This is a genomic window from Roseobacter sp., assembly GCF_045106495.1.
Lineage (GTDB): Bacteria > Pseudomonadota > Alphaproteobacteria > Rhodobacterales > Rhodobacteraceae > Roseobacter.
The window spans coordinates 47,096-65,817 of sequence record NZ_JBGCEQ010000015.1 but is presented as its reverse complement, the minus strand read 5'-3'; the positions used below and the strand labels follow the sequence as shown (position 1 = coordinate 65,817).

Sequence of the window (18,722 nt, the reverse complement as noted above, 5' to 3'; positions counted from 1 at the left end):
ACTAGCCTGAGAAAAGCATCGCGACTTTGTCTTAGATCAAGCCACGCCAGCACTCGAAACGGTCGCGCATGTCCTTGTCGCCTAAGCGCGGTTTGATTTTTGTCGTCTGCGCACTGATGAAGCACGCCCCGTGAGGTCAAAGGTGGCATCGGCGCGTGGCGTTTGGCTGATGACCTTGCCCTTGGCGACAACAAAAAGCCGGTTGGCGCGCAGCCGCAGTGCCTCAACCGGGTCACTTGCGTCCAGAACCACAAGCGAGGCCGTCGCGCCAATGTGTAGACCATAGTCTGTCAGACCCATAATTTCGGCGTTGTTCTGCGTCACCATGTCAAAACACCGTCGCATCTCTTGGGGGCTGGTCATTTGCGCCACATGCAGGCCCATGAATGCCACGTCGAGCATGTCTGCCGTGCCCAGCGAATACCATGGATCCAGGACACAATCCTGACCCCAGCCGACGTTGATACCGATCGCCTGCATCTCTTTCACCCGCGTCAGGCCACGACGTTTGGGAAAACTGTCGTGACGTCCTTGTATGACGATATTGATCAGCGGGTTGGGAATGGCACTAATTTCTGCCTCTGCGATCAGCGGCAACAATTTCGAAACATAGTAGTTGTCCATGGAGTGCATCGAGGTCAGGTGCGACCCGGCAACATGCCCTTGAAGGCCAAGACGCTGCGTTTCATAGGCGAGCGTTTCGATATGGCGCGACATCGGGTCGTCAGTTTCATCGCAATGCATGTCCACCTGCAATCCGCGCCGGGCGGCAATTTCACAGAGCTCGCGAACGGATGCGGTGCCATCGGCTATGGTGCGTTCGAAATGCGGGATGCCACCCACCACATCGACGCCCATATCCAACGCTCGAAGTGTGTTGTCACGTGCTGTGGGGTCGCGATAAAATCCGTCCTGCGGAAAGGCCACCAATTGCAAATCGATGTAGTCCTTGACCTGCGCACGCACGTCCAGCAGCGCCTCAACCCCTAACAATCTGTCATCGCAGGTATCCACGTGGCTGCGGATCGCCAAGAGCCCCATGCTGGCCGCCCAATCGCAATAGGTCAGAGCCCGTTCGACCACCTCATCTTGGGTCATGACCTGTTTCAGTTCGCCCCAAAGTCCAATGCCTTCAAGCAGGGTGCCGGACGCGTTGATGCGCGGTTGGCCATAGGAGAGTGTCGCATCCATGTGAAAGTGAGGATCGACAAAATGTGGGCTGACAAGATCGCCTGTCGCGTCGATGATCTGTCCGGCTTCAGCACCGGACAAATCATCCAGAGCAGATATTTTGTCTCCTTGGATGCCGATATCCATCACTTCACCGGTGACCAAAGTGCCGCCTTTGACAATCAGATCGAACATCAGCGTTCTCCTTTGTTGAAAGGTACCATAAGAGCGGCGGGCACTTCCGCGCGCCGCGAGACTAACACCAGCGCAACAATGGACAAGACGTAGGGTGCCATCAAAAAGACCTGGTACGGCACTGCCGCTCCCAGGCTGGTTTGTTGTACCCGGATCTGCAAAGCGTCGAAGGCAGCAAAAAGGACCGCGCCCACAAGCGCTTTGCCCGGGCGCCAAGCGCCAAAGACAACCAACGCGATGCAAATCCAGCCGCGCCCATTGACCATTTCAAAAAAGAAACTGTCAAAGGCGGACATCGTGAGGAAGGCACCGCCCACAGCCATGAACCCGCTGCCGACAATCACGGCACCCATTCGGATCCCCGTGACAGACAGACCCTGTGCGGCCACGGCTGAAGGATTTTCGCCAGCCGCGCGTACGGCCAGTCCCAATGGCGTCCGATAGAGCGTAAAGCTTAGGAGTGCAACAAGTACAAATGCGGCGTAAGTCAGGGGTGTCTGGTTGAACAGTGCCGGACCAATCACCGGAAGCTCGGCCAAACCAGGAATCGGATAGGGTTGAAAAGCCTCGATCTTGGGCGGACTGATGACCTCGGGCAGCGCCAGGCGGTACGCGTAATATGTCGATGAAGTTGCCAGAAGCGTGATCCCGAGACCGACAACATGTTGCGACAAGCCAAAGGGCACCGTCAGCGTGGCGTGCAAAAGGCCAAAGAGCATACCGACTGCCATCGCAATGGCAACACCGGTCCAAAGCCCTGTGCCCGAATAAACAGCCATCCAGCCAGCGAAAGCGCCAGCCACCATGATGCCCTCAATCCCGAGGTTCAAAACTCCGGCGCGCTCACAGATCAGCTCGCCGAGCGTGGCGAAAATCAGCGGGCTGGCAATGCGAATTGTGGCTGCCCAAAAGCTGGCAGAAAAGAGGATGTCGATGAGCTCCATCTCAATCGCTCACAACACGAAAGCGGGTCAGCATGATCGCCAACACCATGAACAACAGCGCTGCGGCCAGCATGATATCGGCCAGATAGGTGGGTACATTGGCGGCTCGGCTCATGCTGTCGGCCCCAACAAAGACCCCTGCAACAAAGAGTGCGGCAAAGATCACCCCGATGGGGTTCAGCAGGGCCAGCATCGCCACGATGATACCGGTGTACCCAAATCCAGGGGATAGATCGAGTGTCAGGCTGCCCTTGAGCCCTGCGACTTCGGAAAATCCGGCCAAAGCTGCCAGCCCGCCTGACAAAAGCGCTGTTTTTACCAGTACAGTTTTGACCGGAATGCCGGCAAATCGCGCGGCTTCGGGGTTGTTGCCGACGGCCCGCATCTCGTAACCCAATGTGCTGCGGGTCTGAATGATCCAAACCACCACCGCCGATAGGATGGCAAGCGCGAAACCCCAATGCAGGCGCAATCCCTCAACGATCCTTGGAAGCCGGGCTTCTGACAAGACACGTGCAGATTTGGGCCAGCCCATGCCCATTGGATCTTTGAGCGAACCTTCCAAAAGCATCGAGATAAAGAGCAGAAAAATGAAATTGAAGAGCAATGTGGTGACGACTTCATCCACGCCAAAGCGTGTCTTTAAAACGGCAGGAACCACCAACAAAAGCGCACCGGCAAGTATAGCGGAGAGCGCCAGTAGAGGCAGGAGAACAGGGCCGGGCCACGCCAAAAGGCCTGTGCCCAGCACGACCGTCATCAATGCGCCTGCATAAAGCTGTGCTTCAGCTCCTATGTTCCAGAATTTCGCGCGAAAGGCGACGGCGGCGGCCAGCCCGGTAAAGATCAAGGGCGTCGCCCGATTGAGCGTTTCCAGTATCGCGAACTGGGACCCAAATGCGCCCTTCAGGATAAGACCCAGAACCGAGAAAGCATTTGCGCCTGCGATCATGGCCAGCAAAGAGGCCAACACAATGGTTGTTCCGATCGCAATAGCAGGCAATCCCAGTCGGCGTGGTAAAGTCGGGTTAGCGATGGGTTCAAGACGCATATGCGACCTCGTCAAACCTTTGTCCTGCCATCCAGATGCCCAGTTCTGGCGGCGTCATTTCACCGCGAGCAAAACCGGGCGAAAGCCTGCCTTCGGAAATGACGTGGATGACATCGGAAAGTGCCATAATCTCATCGAGATCTTCGGAGATCAGCAAAACCGCAGCGCCAGCGTTTCGTGCCGCCAAGAGCTGGCTGTGCACGTAGTTGACGGCGCCGATATCGAGACCTCGCACAGGCTGGTTCGCCAGGATAATTTGAGGATCGGCTTCGAGTACTCTGCCTAGGATGAGTTTTTGCATATTGCCGCCGGACAGCAGGCGGATGCGGGTGTCTGCTCCGGGGCATCTGACGTCGTATTTTTTGATGATCGCGTCCGCATATGCGCGTGCATTGCGCCAGTTGAGCCACCCGGATCTGCTAAAACCTGACGTGTTGTAGCATTCCAGCACCGCGTTTTCAGTAAGATCAAAGTCTGCGATTGTCCCGGTTTTGTGGCGATCCTCGGGAATGCGCGCAATGCCTTGAGCGATGGCATCACGGGGCGACCATCTGCCCGGAGGCTTGCCGTGTACCGTCAGGGTGCCGGAAACCCATGTGGTCATACCGCCCACAACATCGGCGAGTGCGGCTTGTCCATTACCGGAAACACCAGCCAGCCCAGTCACCTGACCTGCCCGTAACGACAAGGAAACCGATTTCAATCCAGGTGCGTTGCCGATTGTGGTGGTGCTCACCTGGTCGAGGTGCATCAACACGGGCCCTGGCGTCACGGGGGATACTTTCGGCGCCACCGAACCCGCGCCCATCATCATGGCAGACAGTGCTTTGGGGTCGGTATCTTCGGTCGCGATCTCGCCGACCATTTTGCCGTGCCGCAGAACAACCACACGGTCTGAGATGGCCATCACTTCGTGCAGCTTGTGGGAAATAAAAACAATCGATAGCCCATTGGTGACGGCCTTTCGCAGAGTTGCGAAAAGCCCTTCGTTTTCCTGTGGGGTCAAAACTGCCGTCGGTTCATCAAGGATCAGGATTTTGACATCGCGGTAAAGCGCTTTAAGGATTTCAACGCGCTGCCGTTCGCCCACAGTGAGCGTGCCAACCCGCGCGTTAGGGTTTACTTTGAGTTGAAACCGGTCAGCCAGCTCCAGAATCCGATCGCGTGCCACTGCGTTGTCGGAGCGCACTGAGAAGAGCGGCTGCACGCCAAGCGTGATGTTTTCCTGCACGGTCATGTTATCCGCCAGCGTGAAATGCTGATGCACCATGCCCACACCCGCATCGAGTGCTGCGCGCGGGTTGCCCGGCGCCAAGGTTTGGCCAAAGACTTCGACAGATCCCTTATCAGCCATATACTGGCCAAAAAGGACGTTCATCAAAGTGGTTTTGCCTGCCCCGTTTTCGCCCAGCAGAGCGATGACCTCACCTTGGTTGAGGGTCAAGCTGACCGCGTCGTTTGCGACCAGCTTGCCGAACTTCTTGGTGATGTCTTTAAGGCGAAGAACTGCGGCCTTGCCCATGCCGGATCAGGATGACTTGGGTTCTTCGTCGTTAATCGTGACTGTGAACGCCCCGGATTTGATCTCTTCCGTGCGCTTGGCGACCAGATCCATCGCAGCTGCAGGCACTTTGCCCTCGAATGTGCCCAAAGGCGCCAAGGACGTACCGCCCGCATTCATGAAGGAATAAACACCATAGTCCGCCGCCGCGAAGGTTCCCGCCTGGATCTCGGCGATGGCCTTGTCGAGCGTCGGCTCGAAATGCCAGATGGCGGATGCCACGACGGTATCAGGATACTCGCCTTGGGTGTCGATCACATTGCCGATTGCCAGAATGCCCTTTTCCTTGGCGGCATCGGACACACCGAAGCGCTCCGCATAGAGCAGGTCTGCGCCGTTTTCGACCATCGCGAACGCCGTTTCTTTGGCTTTGGGCGGATCAAACCAACTACCTATAAAGCTAACCTGGAAGGTGATATCAGGGTTCATTTCCCGCGCCCCAGCCATGAAGGCATGCATCAGGCGGTTCACTTCGGGTATCGGAAAGCCACCAACCATGCCAATGTTGCCCGATTTCGTCATGGATCCCGCGATGATGCCCGACAGGTAGGACCCGTCTTGTATATAATTGTCGAAGACAGCGAAGTTTGGCAAAGTGGGGTCGTCCTTGAAACTCGACCCCATTAGGAATGCCACATCTGGGTATTCTGCCGCCACCTCACGCGCTTCCTGTTCTGCGCCAAAGACCTCGCCAATGATCAATGTGTTGCCAGCTTCGGCATATTCGCGCAGCACCCGGGCATAGTCGGTGTTGGAGACGACTTCGGAAAATGTATAGCTGATGTCGCCTCGGTCTTGTGCAATCAGAGCGGCCTTGTGGATGCGACTAACCCATTGTTGCTCGACCGGAACCGTGTAAATGCCCGCTGTCTTGATTGGCTCTGCGGCCAAGGCGCGCGTGGTTGCCATAGCCGTGAGTAGAAGCGATGAAGCAGCAGTTGTGGCCAAAAAATGGCGGCGGTTGATATCGTATCTTGATGTCATTTGGACGCTCCTCGGTTGTTTCATCAATCAAGCACAATAATTTACCAAATGGTCAAGGACCAAAGGCCCTATATGCTTTAATGGGCGGGACAGGTCGCATCACTTACTGCAGCAGCAATGCTTTGTGAGCAGGAAATACCCGGCTCAAAACCCAACAGCCGCCCCGTCTTTACGCGGATCAGAACCTGCCACATAGCCACGACCGGGCAAACGAGCGATCAATTGCGCGCCGCCAAACCCAAAGGCATTGTCCGGCGATTCCAACGATATGTTGTGGCCCATCTCGCGCAGCATCTGCACCGTTTCAGGCGCTATGGTTGTTTCACAGGCCACGCCCAATCCGTCAGTGACCCGCCAGCGTGGAGCATCCACCGCCATTTGCGGATCCTGTCCGAAAAGCTGGGTGCGCAGGACCATTTGCACATGGCCTTGTGCCTGCATCGGGCCACCCATGACGCCAAAACTCATCAAAGGGCCGTCTGATCCCATCAAGAAACCCGGGATGATCGTATGAAACGGGCGTTTGCGTGGCGCCACGGCATTCTGGTGGTTGGGATCAAGGGAAAAACCCGCGCCTCGGTTTTGTAGTGACACGCCCGTTCCGGGAACCACAACGCCAGAGCCGAACCCTGCGTAGTTGGATTGGATAAAGGACACCATCATGCCTGACGCGTCAGCCGCTGTCAGATAGACGGTGCCGCCTTGCTTTGGTGCACCAGCCCCGAAGTTTGTTGCTTGGGTCAGGTCGATCTCTTTAGCGCGCGTGGACAAATATCCATCATCCAGTAGATCCGAGACAGTGATGGACTTCATATGGTCGAGATCGGCAACATAGCTTTCAGCATCCCGCAGCGCGAGTTTCATCGCCTCAATCTGCAGGTGCAGTGCCCGTGGGTCGTCGGCATCCATATCCCGGATGTCGGTTTGACCCAGAATGCCCAGACCCATCAGAGCTGCTATGCCCTGACCGTTGGGTGGAATTTCGTGAAGTGTCACAGCATCAAAGGACTTGCTGATTGTGCCGCACCAATCGGCTTGATGTGAGGCCATATCCTCCATCGAGAGCGCAGCGTCATGTTGTCTGGCAAATGCCACGATCTCTTCTGCGATCTTGCCGTGATAGAATGCGTGGCCTTTTGTCTCCGCGATTTGTTGCAAGGTGCGGGCATGCCCAGCGCTGGAAAAATATTCTCCGGCAAGCGGAGCTCGACCTTCTGGCATGAACGTCTGGGCAAATCCTGGCTGATCTCCCAACTGCTCAGCCGCGCGCTGCCATAGTGCTGCGATGACGGGTGACACCGGGAAACCCCGCTCAGCGTAACCGATCGCAGGTTCAAACAGGGTTGCAAAGTCAAGTTTGCCAAAGCGCTCTGAAAGTGCCGCCCAAGCTGAGACCGCGCCAGGTACCGTGACGCTTTCCCACCCTCTGAAGGGCATGGCGTCTTGCCCGGAAAAACGATCGGGCGTCCAGCCTGCGGGGGAGCGACCTGAGGCATTCAACCCGTGCAGCTCATGTCCGTCCCAGACGATCGCAAAGGCGTCCGAACCGATGCCGTTGCCGGTTGGTTCCACAACTGTGAGCGTCATGGCAGCTGCCAATGCGGCGTCCACCGCGTTGCCGCCTTTTGCCAACATCGACAATCCGGCCTGTGCCGCCAAAGGGTGTGAGGTTGCGACCATGTTATCAGCTGCAACCGCGGACCGTCGAGACGGATAGTGGTGGTTTGAACGAAGGCGCATCTTTGTCTCCCTGACATGTCCACGATGACACCTGTTGGTGCCTTTTCTAGATGGCATAGGCAAGTGAGACAGCAAGATATGTTTTGAGCAGAAGAAAGTGTGACGCATGAAAAATACGAGCAACAGGCAGTTATACCCGTGTTTTTTCGTGGTTTTGGATCGTGCTCGAGTTGTATGTTAGTGCTCTCGCTAAGAATGCAGGCAACTTGAATTATTACTCACCTGCGCAACAAACAATTTTCCAAAGAGCGCACATTGGCTTGTCGGCAAGGGAAGACTGCAGCTCAACCGACGGTTCATTCGCCGATTTCACCGGTTTGGTCATCGTGCGGGTGTTTCTGTTTGCAGTCAAATGGTTGGATGGTGTTGCCGCAACAGCATCCGGGCCTTTTTGAGCCGCGCTGCATGCGTTTGCGCGCTTCGGTTTTTCCAAATCTCAGGGATTGCGAAAATCCGGCCCGAAGAGATCGGGCCGGGTTGTAAGGCAATACCTTGGATTGACAGGATCAGCCGACCTTGAAACCCCAAAAGCTGGTTTGATCGGCCAAGAAATAGCCGTCAAAATTGCGCATGCGCCCCTGGAGTTCAATTGTATCACCCGCTGCAAGCGAAGCCATTGTTTGCACGCTTAATGCTGTTTGCTCGGACACATGCGGACCGGTAATTTCGCCCAACGATCCTGTGACCACATCCGATCCATTTAAAATCAGTCGCGCGCCCATGCGTGCCTGATCAGATGTGTTTTGTTTGAAGGTCAGCGCCGCTCCCAGAAAATAGGTGCCTGCAACGGGTGCCACAAACTGGTTAACAACGGGGTCAAAAGTGTTTTGATCGTTGAAGTCTGTTTCATTGATGGCAACCTTGGTCCAGGTGTCGGCCGCAGCATAATTGTCAAAATTCGTAGCCCCTTTGAAGCGGGGTAAATTGGGTTGATCTACGATGCCCGTAGCAACATCGACACTTAGCCCTTCTTGGAAAACGATGCCGTCTGTCGAAGTTGCAAGCCGCAGATTGTTGCTGCCAAACAGACCAAACAGCCCGCGCGTGTTGAAATCCTGTTGAAACACAAATCCTGCGTCGTCGGGTGCGTTTTCCTTGTTCAGTCGGGTGATCATGCTGCCGGTGCCGCCATCCGCTTGATACAGTCCTGTCCACAAGGCCGTGTTCAGCTTGGCGGCAAACGGTGTATCAGGCAGGGAAGTCATGCCCAAACCAAAGGCTTCGATGTCCTGGATTTCGGCACTGTCCAAGTCAATCCAATCACTGCCATCATGAACAATCAATGCTTCGCGGCTTGTGACATAAGCGCGCCACCCAGATTTTGGGCTGAAAAACTGCCAGCCGCCATTTTCGAACAACGCGACATCGCCGACATGACCAGACCATGCATCTGTGGCGGAGCTATCAATGATGTATCGATCACCCTCCGCGGGTGATTGCGGTGGCGTTGACTGATCATCTGCCAATACCGCAAGCTGCGTCACCACGTCCAATATACGCAGCGCTTCATTGTGGGTGACATGCTTTTGGGCCTGACTTGGTTGTATAAAAGGCAAAGACAGGCTGCTTGAGATATCGGCCATTGGATTTCCCTGAGAAATTTTGATCAGACCAGAGGGTGCGGTAATTCGGTTGCAGGCGGCTTAAACCTGCGTGCGGTACAATTAGTAGCTAGTAGCACATAAAATTTTGCACTGTTTTTCCAGTTCAAGTCACTTTTATTGGTTGGGCATTTCGGCGCCTTTCTGCTTCGTGGTCTCTCCAATCTCTTTAGCGGTTTGCGCTTTGATGCTAGTGTTGTCCGTGAGTGGAATGGCGCGACCATCCGGCTTTTGGCGCATACACCGTTTGCACAGATAAACGCATTTGGAAAAGTTGTATTGATATGAATTTTAAGCGTTCTGTAGTGGCGTTTTCGGCATTGGCGATCTTGGTCTGGTTCGAACAGGGCGCGGCGCAAGTGCCTCCGAATTGTCTTGTTGAAACCGCAACGAACCCCGACAGACAGGTGTTGAAATGCGCATTTGGATTGACTCTGGAATTGGAAGCCGCCGCTGAACTGGAATTTTCAAGTGAGGTTCTCGCAACAGAACCAACAGAAATCACTTTGCAAAACGGTGCCGTCTTCATTGACGTAGAACCGGGGGCTGCCCGTCCACAGATCAGAACACCCCATGCTATCGCGGCTGTGCGCGGCACCGTTTATCTCATTGATGTATCGTTCGAAACCACTTCCGTTTTTGTGGTTGAGGGGGAAGTATCCGTATCCCGTTCTGGTGACCAGGCAGAGTCGATAACACTCCGTTCGGGTGAAGGCGTGGATGTTACGGCTGGTTTTGATCTTGAGGTGAAAACCTGGCCTGCCAGTCGTTCGCAGGCCCTGTTGGCTCGCTTTGGTAAATGAACAAGCGCCGATGGTCGCCGATGCTGATCGGTACTCTAGTCGTTTTCTTGTCTGTGGTATGGGCTCTTTTTGTTAGTCGCCCTACCGCGCTGGCGACGGCAAGTCCGCTGGATCGCTTGGAATCCGCCCTTCTGGATGCGCGATACGCCAGTTTTGGCCCGACCCAACCGGCGCCTGATGTGGTGGTTGTCGCGGTTGATGATGCGACGCTGGACGCCACCCGTGGTGCCTATGTAGACAACCGCAGTCTTCTTACGGAGGTCATCCAGAGCATCGCGGATGCAAGACCCAAAGTGCTCGGTCTGGATGTGATTTTGGCGGATGCGGGCGATCCGGAGGTTGACGATCAATTGGCGGCCGCCCTGGCACGCGTCACTTCGGTAATCGCGGCTGCTGGGCGCTTCCCTGAAGATCTGACCGTTGATGACCCGACCCGCCCAATATCGGTGTTGCGGCCAACCAACAGGTTTTTACTTACGTCTGTTTCAGGTATGGTCAACTTATCCACGGATGCAGGCGGGACGCCTCGCTATTTACCCGTAATTTTTCAAACATCACAAGGCGTTGAGCCTGCTTTTGCCTTGCTTGTCGCCTCAAATTTCACCGACGCATCGCCAACGATCACATCAGATGTGCTGACCCTTGATGGTAGGGACATACCTTTAGACATGGGGCTCAACATGCCCTTGCGGCTGGTGGGACCAACAGCGGCAATCCCAACATATTCCGCAATGGACGTGCTTTCGGGAAAGATTAACGAACAGATTGCCGGCAAAGCCGTGATTCTGGGGTATACTGCAACCGCCTTTGGCGATCGGTTTCCAAGCCCCTTTGATGAAAACGTGCCCGGAGCCGAGATTTTGGCCACGGCCGTATCCCAGATGCTGGGTTCGGAAACAATAAGGCGCGACGCAAAAACCCGCCAGTTTGATGTCATCGCGGGTGTGGTTTTGGCGTTGTCGACTGCATTACTGGTCATAACTCTTCCTTTGTCGACGGGTGTGCCTTTGGCGCTTGGCGCGTTGATCGCGTGGCTAGCGGTTGTCTGGTATGCATTTTCAGTTGGCCTCTGGCTCAGTGCGTCAATTCCCTTGGTGTGCGTTCTTTTTTCGGTTTTGGGTGCTGCAAGTTGGCGATACTTTGGAGAAAGACGCAGCGCCGTGCAGGGCGCGCGGGCGTTGGCAGCCCTGAAACAGTTTCAGTCCCCAGCACTGGCCGAGATGATTGCGAATGATCCGGTATTTTTGAGAAGGCCAACAGAGAGAGCATTGACTGTGTTTTTTGTTGACCTGAGCAGTTTTACGAACCTGTCTGAAAAGTTGGGACCCGCGGGCACTCAAGATTTGCTCAAGCGGTTTCACCAGATCACTGCAAAGACAATCGAGGCCAAGGGCGGGATTGTTCTGAATTATATGGGTGACGGAGCCCTTGCAATCTTTGGCATGACCAATGCTGTGGACCGGGCTGCTAATGATGCAATCGACGCGGCGTTCGAGTTGGTTGACGAAATCCTGTCACTTGGACCGCAATTGGCCTCGGGTCTGTTGGTTGGGTGCCGCATCGGGCTCCACCATGGCGACGTCATTCTGTCAAGGTTAGGAGGTGACCGTCACCAGCAGGTATCAGTGGCAGGAGATCCAGTGAATTTGGCGAGCCGACTTTTGGAAGTCGCAAAAGAGGAACTGGCTATCGTCGCAGCAACAGACGTGTTGTTGAAAGTCGCGGAGCAGCCGCCCAAGGTTGCGCCAAGCTTGGCCAAACCGGTGGCCATAAGAGGGCGCGAAAGCATCGCATTGGTGCATTTCTGGAGGGCGGAAGACCTGTCTGAGACTAACTATTAATCAATTCGGTCAACTCATGTGCTGCCGTTTTGAGAGCTTCGACATTTTTTGACAATTCAACGAGATCGCGTCTCTGCAAGGGGGCATGAACAGACAGGGTCGAAACAACTCTTTTTCGATCGTCGAAAATTGGAACCGCGATGGCGGCCATGCCTTCCATGAACTCTTCATTGTCGGTTGAATAACCGCGTTTGCGCGTGGTTTCGATTTCGGCTTTGAGTTGCTGTTTGTTTGTTATCGTGTTTGGTCCGCGCATATCGAGCCGGGCGGTAGACAAATAGCGTTCGAAATAAGCAGACCGCAATGAGGCCAGATACATTTTCCCACTCGCGGTGCAGTAGAATGGGACCTGAGTGCCTACTGGCAATTGAATCCTGAGGGGCCAGTGCGTTTCTACACGATCTAGATAGATCATGCCTTCGCGGTCCGGTGTGGCAATGTTGCAGGTTTCACCAATTTGTTCGGCGACGCTGCGCAAAATTGCAAGTCGGACAGTCCGCAGGCGTTGTGAAGACATCGTATTGAGTGACAATTGTCTCAGGCGTGGGCCAGGTCCATAGGACCTGCCATCAATATCACGTTGTAAGAACCCCGCTGCCTCGGCGGTATTAAACAGCCGGTGCAGCGTGGGTTTTGGTAGGTTCAAGTTGTCCTTGAGAGATGAAGGAGTGACCGGGACGCCGGCTTTTGCAACTTCTTCCAGCAGGACCAGCAACCGTAGGTTGGTTGGTATCTGGCCGCGTCGTTCATTTGCAAAATCGTCCGGCATGATCTCTCGTTCTATGAATTTGGCAGAAGCATAAGCGCCAGATTGGGCACAAGAGCAATCAGAAACCAAACGAAGATTAGCGAGGCCAGATACATTGTCGAAAATCTGAGCAGTCGGAAGTAAGGAACGCCCGTCACGCCAGAGGCCACGTAAAGATTGAGCCCATAGGGCGGTGTGATGAAGCCGATGGATGCGCCTACCAAGAATACAACTGCAAAGTGGATTGGGTCCACACCAACCGATGCCGCAATCGGTGCCAAAATCGGCGCCAGGATGATCGTCACAGGTAAGGATTCAAGGATCATCCCGGTGACAAAAACAATGGCCATTGCAGTGAACAGAACTGCGTAGTAGCCGCCCATACCAGTCACAAATGCCCCAATGTATTCTTTTGCGCCCAGCGAAGACAGTACCTGCTGCATTGCAACGGACACCGCAATCAAGGGAACAAGGATACCAGTAATCTGTGCAGATCGCGACACGATGGTTGGAACGCTTGGCAAGGTGAAACCTTCGACGACAAACATCGACAAAAAGCTTTTATCAGATACTTCCACGTCTGCTCCGCTGCCCATGATTTTGTTCAGCGGATAACATAGCAATCCAACGAATACACAAAAACCAACGGTTACGCCCGCAGCCTCGGTTGGAGAAAACTTGCCCGTGTAGATGCCCCAAAGCACCAAACCGATGGCAAAGAAACCCAGCCAAGCGCCAAAAGCGGTTTTGACGACCCGCTGGAACGATAGGCCAATCAAGATACCCCAGCCGTTGATCGTACATACAACAAAAGCAACGAGCATCATGGCGATGACCATCAACGTACCGGGAACAATACCTGCGATAAACAGATCTGAAATCGGCAAGTTCATCAAAAACCCGTAGACAATAAATATGATCGACGGCGGAATGATAATCCCGACCGTACCACCCGCAGCAGCGGTTGCTGCCGAAAAGCGTTCGTCATAATTGCCTTTGACCATTTCAGGATGAAGCATCGAACCAATGGTTGCTGTTGTGGCCGAGTTTGAGCCAGAGATGGCTGCAAAAAGCCCGCATGCTGCGATAGAAGCCATCGCCAATCCGCCCCGAAGCCAGCCAAGACAGGAATAGGCGAAATCCGATAATCGGCGCGCAATCCCTGATTGGTTTATCAAGTCCCCCGTTAGAATAAACAATGGCATCGCAAGCAAGGCAAAGCCTTTGCTGAACACGTTGATCAATTCGTTGCCCGTATTCGACAATGGCAGGTCAATGACAAAGCTAACGCCGATCACCCAGTAAAAAATTACGAGCAGAACCGGAGTGCCGAGCATGAAGAAAACCGTGACGCCCAGCGATATAAGTGTAATCCATGATCCATCTGACATTATGCGTCTCCACCGATGACTGCTTGTGTTATGATCTGGTTGCCAGACCGGTAGTTGTTCCAATCTTGCAGCCAGTTGCCGATGACGCGACCGGACATCAAGGTAAACGCAATTGGGACAGTAATGTAGAACCACCATTTCATGACGTCATCGACACCATCTACCAACTGGAAGTTGTCAGCTGACAGCGCTGTGAACCGCAATGATGTGGTGATGGCAATCCAACAGAAACCAAGCCACAGGGCGGCGTCCAAGGTCAGTGTCGCCATCTGGCCGGTCGGCGCCATTTTTGATCTAAATTCGCTAAAGCTAAGGTGAGTGCGAAGTTTGACATTATAAGAACAGGCAAACCAGGCCATCACCATAAAGAGGAAGGGCGGGATCGTTGTCGATCCTGACCATTGACTCTGGAACACAAACCGGTCGATCACCCCCCAACAGATTATCGCCGCAATTATGAGATAAGCAGTGACGGAAAGACCGCGTTCAAGGTGTCTTTCGCAAAATGGGACCAATTTATAAAACCAGTGCGCAAGATATCCACCTACCAATGTGGCCACAAAACAAAACAGCCACATTCCATCAGCATCAAATGCGTTTCTCATCTCCCAGGTATCGCCTGATAAAATAGCAGAAACAACAGCCACCGCTTCAGCCAACATCGACATATAGATCTCCCCCACATGTTTTGATTACAACCACTATAGCGTGGTGTTGTTGAGACAATAAGGGCCGACCCGAACTCCTCTTCAGGTCGGCCAAATCTCATAGTGCGTCCAAGCCCGTGTTAGGCTTTCCACCACCGGCGAGGTTCAACATTTTCAGGCAACGTGTTGCCATCGATTGTGCGGACTTCGTCATAGATTTCCTGATAAGTGTCCAAGCCGCCGGACCAGCCGTTGAGCCGCTCGCGCCATTGTTCCCACAGTTGTGGTTGAAACTCTGGCGAGCACATTTCTTCGGCTTTCTTGATCTCTTCTTCGGACAAGAACGCGTTGCGCACGTTGTTTTGAGCAAAGATTGTGCCAGGAAGCTGAGGATCGGACTGGCCAACAGTATTGATAAGCGCCACTTCGTTCGCAGCCTGAACATGAACCTGTGCCAGATACGATGACTCCATCACAGCATCCTGCAGTTCACCACCAAGGCTGTCGAACACGGACGCAGACATTGCTGTATGCTCAGTTCCGCAGAAGAAGTTAAGATGGACCGACTGTGACACAACAGGCGCCATGTTTGCATATGCAACAGCAGATGCCCATGTTTCGGCACCATCGATCAGACCTTGCTTTAGGCCATCTAGCGTCTCTTCCCAAGCCACCGGAACAGGGTTCAGGTTGAGCGCTTCCATTGCGATTCGACCAAGTTGTGTGCCTGTCACACGGTTTTTTGTGCCGGCAAGTTCTTCGATGGAAGTCACAGTTGGCTTGTCTTCAAAGTTCAGACCCAACTGGATACCGCGAAGTTCGCAATGGGTGAATAGGAACTTAAGGCCGTGGCGCTTTTCATAGGGCTCACGCAGCAGACGCTGGGATGCTGGTGAGTACATGAAGTGGTACTGATCCGCACGGTTACGGAACATATAGGCGTAATCCAGAACGTTGAGGTACGGTGCACCACCTGCAGAGTTCTGTGTGGAAGCTGCATAGATATCGACGATGCCTTGCTGTGTTTTCTCAACGCAAGATGTTTGACCGCAAATTTGGTTGTCACCAATGAATTCGACGCGAATCTCGCCGTCTGTACGACTTTCCAAATCGCGTGCAAATTCCAATGCACCGGCGCGCTCGATCAGCAAGTTGCGCGCATTGAAACCGGAAGCGCCGAATTTAAGCGTGAATTTTGCCTCTTTCGCAAAACGTTTTTCGTAGGTTGATTCGGCAGCACTTGCCAAGTTTGCAAGGCTCATTGCGCCACCAAATCCGCCTGCTGCGAGTAGTGTCGAGCTCAAACCGTATCGCCCAGCAACCTTGAAAAGGTCGCGACGCGAAATACCCGCTAATTTATCTTGAATTGTCATGACTTCCTCCCTGAATGTCATTTATTGAGACTATTAGTCCCAAAAAACACTAGTATAGTATTATCTTTTTGCATAGAGTTTTTTTTAGGTTGTTTTGGGAGGACGTTATGGAAGCCGATTTTGTTGTCGTTGGAGCAGGGTCTGCTGGGTGTGTTCTGGCGAATAGATTGAGTGCGGATCCCAATACCAAGGTCATTCTTTTGGAAGCCGGTGGTCGTGACCTTAACCCGTGGATTCACATCCCGGTGGGATATTTTAAGACTATCCATAATCCGAATGTCGATTGGTGCTACAAAACCGAGCCTGATCCCGGCCTGAACGGCCGCTCCATTGAGTGGCCGCGCGGAAAGGTTTTGGGGGGTTCATCCTCTTTGAACGGATTGCTGTATGTGCGCGGCCAAGCACAGGATTACGACCGCTGGCGACAGATGGGGAATACTGGATGGGGTTGGGATGATGTTTTGCCCTTGTTCAAACGGGCGGAAAACAACGAACGCGGCGCAGATGAGTATCACGGGGACAAAGGGCCGCTTTCTGTGTCCAACATGCGGATCCAGCGGCCGATCACGGATGCCTGGGTGGCTGCGGCGCAGGCGGCGGGTTACAAATTCAATCCCGACTACAATGGCGCTGATCAGGAAGGCGTTGGCTTTTTTCAGCTGACCGCACGCAACGGCCGCCGGTGCAGTTCGGCTGTCGCCTATCTCAATCCGGTCAAGAAACGTCCGAACTTGCAGATCGTAACGCATGCGCAAGTGGATAAGGTCGAAATTGAAGAGGGTCGCGCGACCGGCGTCACATACAAAGATCGCTCTGGCAAGTCGCAGACCGTCAAGGCTAACCGCGAGGTGGTGCTTTGTGGCGGCGCGATCAATTCACCGCAATTGTTGATGCTTTCGGGTATCGGCGAGGGGGAACAGCTCTCCGAACACGGTATAGAGGTGAAAAAAGACCTCAAGGGCGTTGGCAAGAACATGCAAGACCACTTGCAGGCCCGGTTGGTTTATAAATGTAACGAGCCAACTTTGAATGATGAGGTCAGCAGCCTGTTCGGTCAGGCTAAGATCGGATTGAAATATGTTCTGTTTCGCGCCGGGCCCATGACGATGGCGGCGAGTCTGGCCACAGGCTTCTTAAAGACGCGCGAAGACATGGAGACACCTGATATCCAGTTCCACGTGCAGCCATTGTCTGCGGAAAATCCGGGAAAGGGAGCTGACCGGTTCTCGGCCTTCACCATGTCGGTCTGTCAATTGCGACCTGAAAGCAAAGGTGAGATCAGGTTGAATTCGGCTAAGCCGCGGGAATACCCGAAAATCATTCCCAACTACCTGTCCACCGAGACCGATTGCAGAACGGTTGTCGCAGGCGTGAATATCGCGCGTAGGATCGCGCGGCATGCGCCACTTACATCCAAGATTTCCGAGGAGTTTCGCCCGCACGCCAGCCTGGATCTGGATGACTATGATGCAACCCTGGACTGGGCGCGCAACAATACGGCTTCTATCTATCACCCGACGGGTACTTGCAAAATGGGGTCCGGAGACGACGCAGTTGTCGACGCCGAACTGAAAGTACACGGAATACATGGTCTGCGCGTTGCCGATTGCTCGATCATGCCTGAGATCGTGTCCGGCAATACCAATGCGCCCGCGATCATGATTGGGGAAAAGGCTTCTGACCTTATGCGCGGTGTCAGTTAAGAGTTTAAAATGCTGAAACACGACCGCCATGTTCACGTGTCTTGAGCTTGTGTGTTTGCGCGCAATCTCACGACCATGGGACCTTTAGCAACAAAAGAAATGCTATTGAACAGCACACTGCTTGCGACCGTTGCGAAGACAATTGCGTTTGCCGAACTGAATTTCCACCGGGTCGCTTCTTTCCCGGAGTCGTCGAATTTTGACGGCTTGGTAACTTAGAAAACATCGGCGCACATCACCGATATGGGTGAGGTTGGGGAAACGTGACAGGAAAACAGTTGTCTTGCGGTGGTGTCCGACGATGGCAATATGTTGTCGCTTGTCTCCACCAGATCTGTAGGTCTAGAAGGTGTCGATACCGCCGACGGTAGAGTCGCGTTTACGTTCGATCAAATTCAGTTCGGACGGTCCCGCGAACCCGGCGGTTTGCAATGGATTGATGCTTACAAATTTGCCATCGCGAACGAGGTGACATGGATGGCGGCGTACGACATGGCCATTTCTTTTATAACGATGGCACAATGATGTGGGAAATTGCTGCGTCTTCGGAGCATTCCATTGCCTAGGCCGGCGATTTGCCCGCGCAACACGGTATTATAGCGGACCCGAAAGGCACAATTTACGCGCTTGCAGATAGCTTCCAAAGCTAAAAGCCACGAATTTCGTAGACCGACCCGATGGCTGTGCCTGCACGGATCCAGCAGGCGACTGAGGTCACTCGATATGTAATGGCTACACAAAAGCTGGTTTTGCAAGGCGATGTGATGATGCCCCAAAGTAATCCGAGGTGGCCTCGGAAGGGTACTCGGACCTTGTTGTCCAGTATGCTCTCGACCAGGTTGATGTACTTGGACAGAGCAACAACGAAGCTGTCTTATCGCCGGCCGGCACTGCCTGGGTTCTTACAGCCCATGTTGGTGTCGATGACTAATTTGGCGACACCGTGTTTTTCGCCGTTGGCAATGTGCAA

General features: G+C 53.9%; 14 protein-coding genes. 3 read left to right on the top strand and 11 right to left on the bottom strand.

The window, feature by feature from the left end; translation table 11 throughout:
* Window positions 1–81 precede the first annotated feature (81 nt).
* The 7 genes from AB8B75_RS11450 to AB8B75_RS11420 all read right to left on the bottom strand — a co-directional run bounded on the left by AB8B75_RS11450 (window position 82) and on the right by AB8B75_RS11420 (window position 9,228).
* Window positions 82–1,365, bottom strand: a complete 1,284-nt coding sequence (locus AB8B75_RS11450; RefSeq protein WP_405362351.1) for an amidohydrolase family protein — start codon at window positions 1,363–1,365, stop codon at window positions 82–84.
* Complete coding sequence (locus tag AB8B75_RS11445; RefSeq protein ID WP_405362349.1) at window positions 1,365–2,309, bottom strand: ABC transporter permease; 945 nt, start codon at window positions 2,307–2,309, stop codon at window positions 1,365–1,367. Before AB8B75_RS11445 ends, AB8B75_RS11450 begins: the two co-directional genes overlap by 1 nt.
* Before the next feature lies 1 nt (window position 2,310).
* The gene (locus tag AB8B75_RS11440) at window positions 2,311–3,360 is read right to left on the bottom strand and encodes an ABC transporter permease (protein ID WP_405362347.1); all 1,050 of its coding nucleotides are present in this window, start codon (window positions 3,358–3,360) and stop codon (window positions 2,311–2,313) included.
* Complete coding sequence (locus AB8B75_RS11435; protein WP_405362345.1) at window positions 3,350–4,882, bottom strand: ABC transporter ATP-binding protein; 1,533 nt, start codon at window positions 4,880–4,882, stop codon at window positions 3,350–3,352. Before AB8B75_RS11435 ends, AB8B75_RS11440 begins: the two co-directional genes overlap by 11 nt.
* 6 nt (window positions 4,883–4,888) lie before the next feature.
* The gene (locus AB8B75_RS11430; protein ID WP_405362343.1) at window positions 4,889–5,905 is read right to left on the bottom strand and encodes a BMP family protein; all 1,017 of its coding nucleotides are present in this window, start codon (window positions 5,903–5,905) and stop codon (window positions 4,889–4,891) included.
* A gap of 144 nt (window positions 5,906–6,049) precedes the next feature.
* Complete coding sequence (locus AB8B75_RS11425; protein ID WP_405362341.1) at window positions 6,050–7,645, bottom strand: gamma-glutamyltransferase family protein; 1,596 nt, start codon at window positions 7,643–7,645, stop codon at window positions 6,050–6,052.
* Between the two features lie 506 nt (window positions 7,646–8,151).
* Window positions 8,152–9,228, bottom strand: a complete 1,077-nt coding sequence (locus tag AB8B75_RS11420; RefSeq protein WP_405362340.1) for a DUF2793 domain-containing protein — start codon at window positions 9,226–9,228, stop codon at window positions 8,152–8,154.
* 302 nt (window positions 9,229–9,530) lie between these two features.
* Here AB8B75_RS11420 and AB8B75_RS11415 point away from each other — a divergent pair, with 302 nt between their 5' ends.
* A complete protein-coding gene (locus AB8B75_RS11415; protein WP_405362338.1) occupies window positions 9,531–10,049 on the top strand; it encodes a FecR domain-containing protein in 519 nt (172 codons plus the stop codon).
* Window positions 10,046–11,890 (top strand): CHASE2 domain-containing protein, encoded by a 1,845-nt coding sequence (locus AB8B75_RS11410; protein ID WP_405362336.1) that lies wholly within the window; start codon window positions 10,046–10,048, stop codon window positions 11,888–11,890. The genes AB8B75_RS11415 and AB8B75_RS11410 overlap by 4 nt, the downstream gene beginning before the upstream one ends.
* Here the strand turns inward: AB8B75_RS11410 and AB8B75_RS11405 are convergent.
* The 4 genes from AB8B75_RS11405 to AB8B75_RS11390 all read right to left on the bottom strand — a co-directional run bounded on the left by AB8B75_RS11405 (window position 11,880) and on the right by AB8B75_RS11390 (window position 16,049).
* Window positions 11,880–12,659 (bottom strand): IclR family transcriptional regulator, encoded by a 780-nt coding sequence (locus AB8B75_RS11405; RefSeq protein WP_405362335.1) that lies wholly within the window; start codon window positions 12,657–12,659, stop codon window positions 11,880–11,882. The two genes, AB8B75_RS11410 and AB8B75_RS11405, sit on opposite strands and share 11 nt — an antisense overlap.
* Window positions 12,660–12,670: 11 nt before the next feature.
* Window positions 12,671–14,029, bottom strand: a complete 1,359-nt coding sequence (locus AB8B75_RS11400) for a TRAP transporter large permease (RefSeq protein ID WP_405362333.1) — start codon at window positions 14,027–14,029, stop codon at window positions 12,671–12,673.
* The gene (locus tag AB8B75_RS11395; protein ID WP_405362331.1) at window positions 14,029–14,697 is read right to left on the bottom strand and encodes a TRAP transporter small permease; all 669 of its coding nucleotides are present in this window, start codon (window positions 14,695–14,697) and stop codon (window positions 14,029–14,031) included. The genes AB8B75_RS11400 and AB8B75_RS11395 overlap by 1 nt, the downstream gene beginning before the upstream one ends.
* Before the next feature lie 119 nt (window positions 14,698–14,816).
* Complete coding sequence (locus AB8B75_RS11390) at window positions 14,817–16,049, bottom strand: TRAP transporter substrate-binding protein (protein WP_405362329.1); 1,233 nt, start codon at window positions 16,047–16,049, stop codon at window positions 14,817–14,819.
* Window positions 16,050–16,156: 107 nt separating this feature from the next.
* On the opposite strand from AB8B75_RS11390, the gene AB8B75_RS11385 reads away from it, so the two are divergent.
* Complete coding sequence (locus AB8B75_RS11385) at window positions 16,157–17,752, top strand: GMC family oxidoreductase (protein ID WP_405362328.1); 1,596 nt, start codon at window positions 16,157–16,159, stop codon at window positions 17,750–17,752.
* Window positions 17,753–18,722: the final 970 nt, after the last annotated feature.

Coding starts and splice junctions, on each gene's coding strand:
- AB8B75_RS11450 (WP_405362351.1), bottom strand. CDS start 1,365: ATGTTCGATCTGATTGTCAAAGGCGGCACTTTGGTCACCGGTGAAGTG.
- AB8B75_RS11445 (WP_405362349.1), bottom strand. CDS start 2,309: ATGGAGCTCATCGACATCCTCTTTTCTGCCAGCTTTTGGGCAGCCACA.
- AB8B75_RS11440 (WP_405362347.1), bottom strand. CDS start 3,360: ATGCGTCTTGAACCCATCGCTAACCCGACTTTACCACGCCGACTGGGA.
- AB8B75_RS11435 (WP_405362345.1), bottom strand. CDS start 4,882: ATGGGCAAGGCCGCAGTTCTTCGCCTTAAAGACATCACCAAGAAGTTC.
- AB8B75_RS11430 (WP_405362343.1), bottom strand. CDS start 5,905: ATGACATCAAGATACGATATCAACCGCCGCCATTTTTTGGCCACAACT.
- AB8B75_RS11425 (WP_405362341.1), bottom strand. CDS start 7,645: ATGCGCCTTCGTTCAAACCACCACTATCCGTCTCGACGGTCCGCGGTT.
- AB8B75_RS11420 (WP_405362340.1), bottom strand. CDS start 9,228: ATGGCCGATATCTCAAGCAGCCTGTCTTTGCCTTTTATACAACCAAGT.
- AB8B75_RS11415 (WP_405362338.1), top strand. CDS start 9,531: ATGAATTTTAAGCGTTCTGTAGTGGCGTTTTCGGCATTGGCGATCTTG.
- AB8B75_RS11410 (WP_405362336.1), top strand. CDS start 10,046: ATGAACAAGCGCCGATGGTCGCCGATGCTGATCGGTACTCTAGTCGTT.
- AB8B75_RS11405 (WP_405362335.1), bottom strand. CDS start 12,659: ATGCCGGACGATTTTGCAAATGAACGACGCGGCCAGATACCAACCAAC.
- AB8B75_RS11400 (WP_405362333.1), bottom strand. CDS start 14,029: ATGTCAGATGGATCATGGATTACACTTATATCGCTGGGCGTCACGGTT.
- AB8B75_RS11395 (WP_405362331.1), bottom strand. CDS start 14,697: ATGTCGATGTTGGCTGAAGCGGTGGCTGTTGTTTCTGCTATTTTATCA.
- AB8B75_RS11390 (WP_405362329.1), bottom strand. CDS start 16,049: ATGACAATTCAAGATAAATTAGCGGGTATTTCGCGTCGCGACCTTTTC.
- AB8B75_RS11385 (WP_405362328.1), top strand. CDS start 16,157: ATGGAAGCCGATTTTGTTGTCGTTGGAGCAGGGTCTGCTGGGTGTGTT.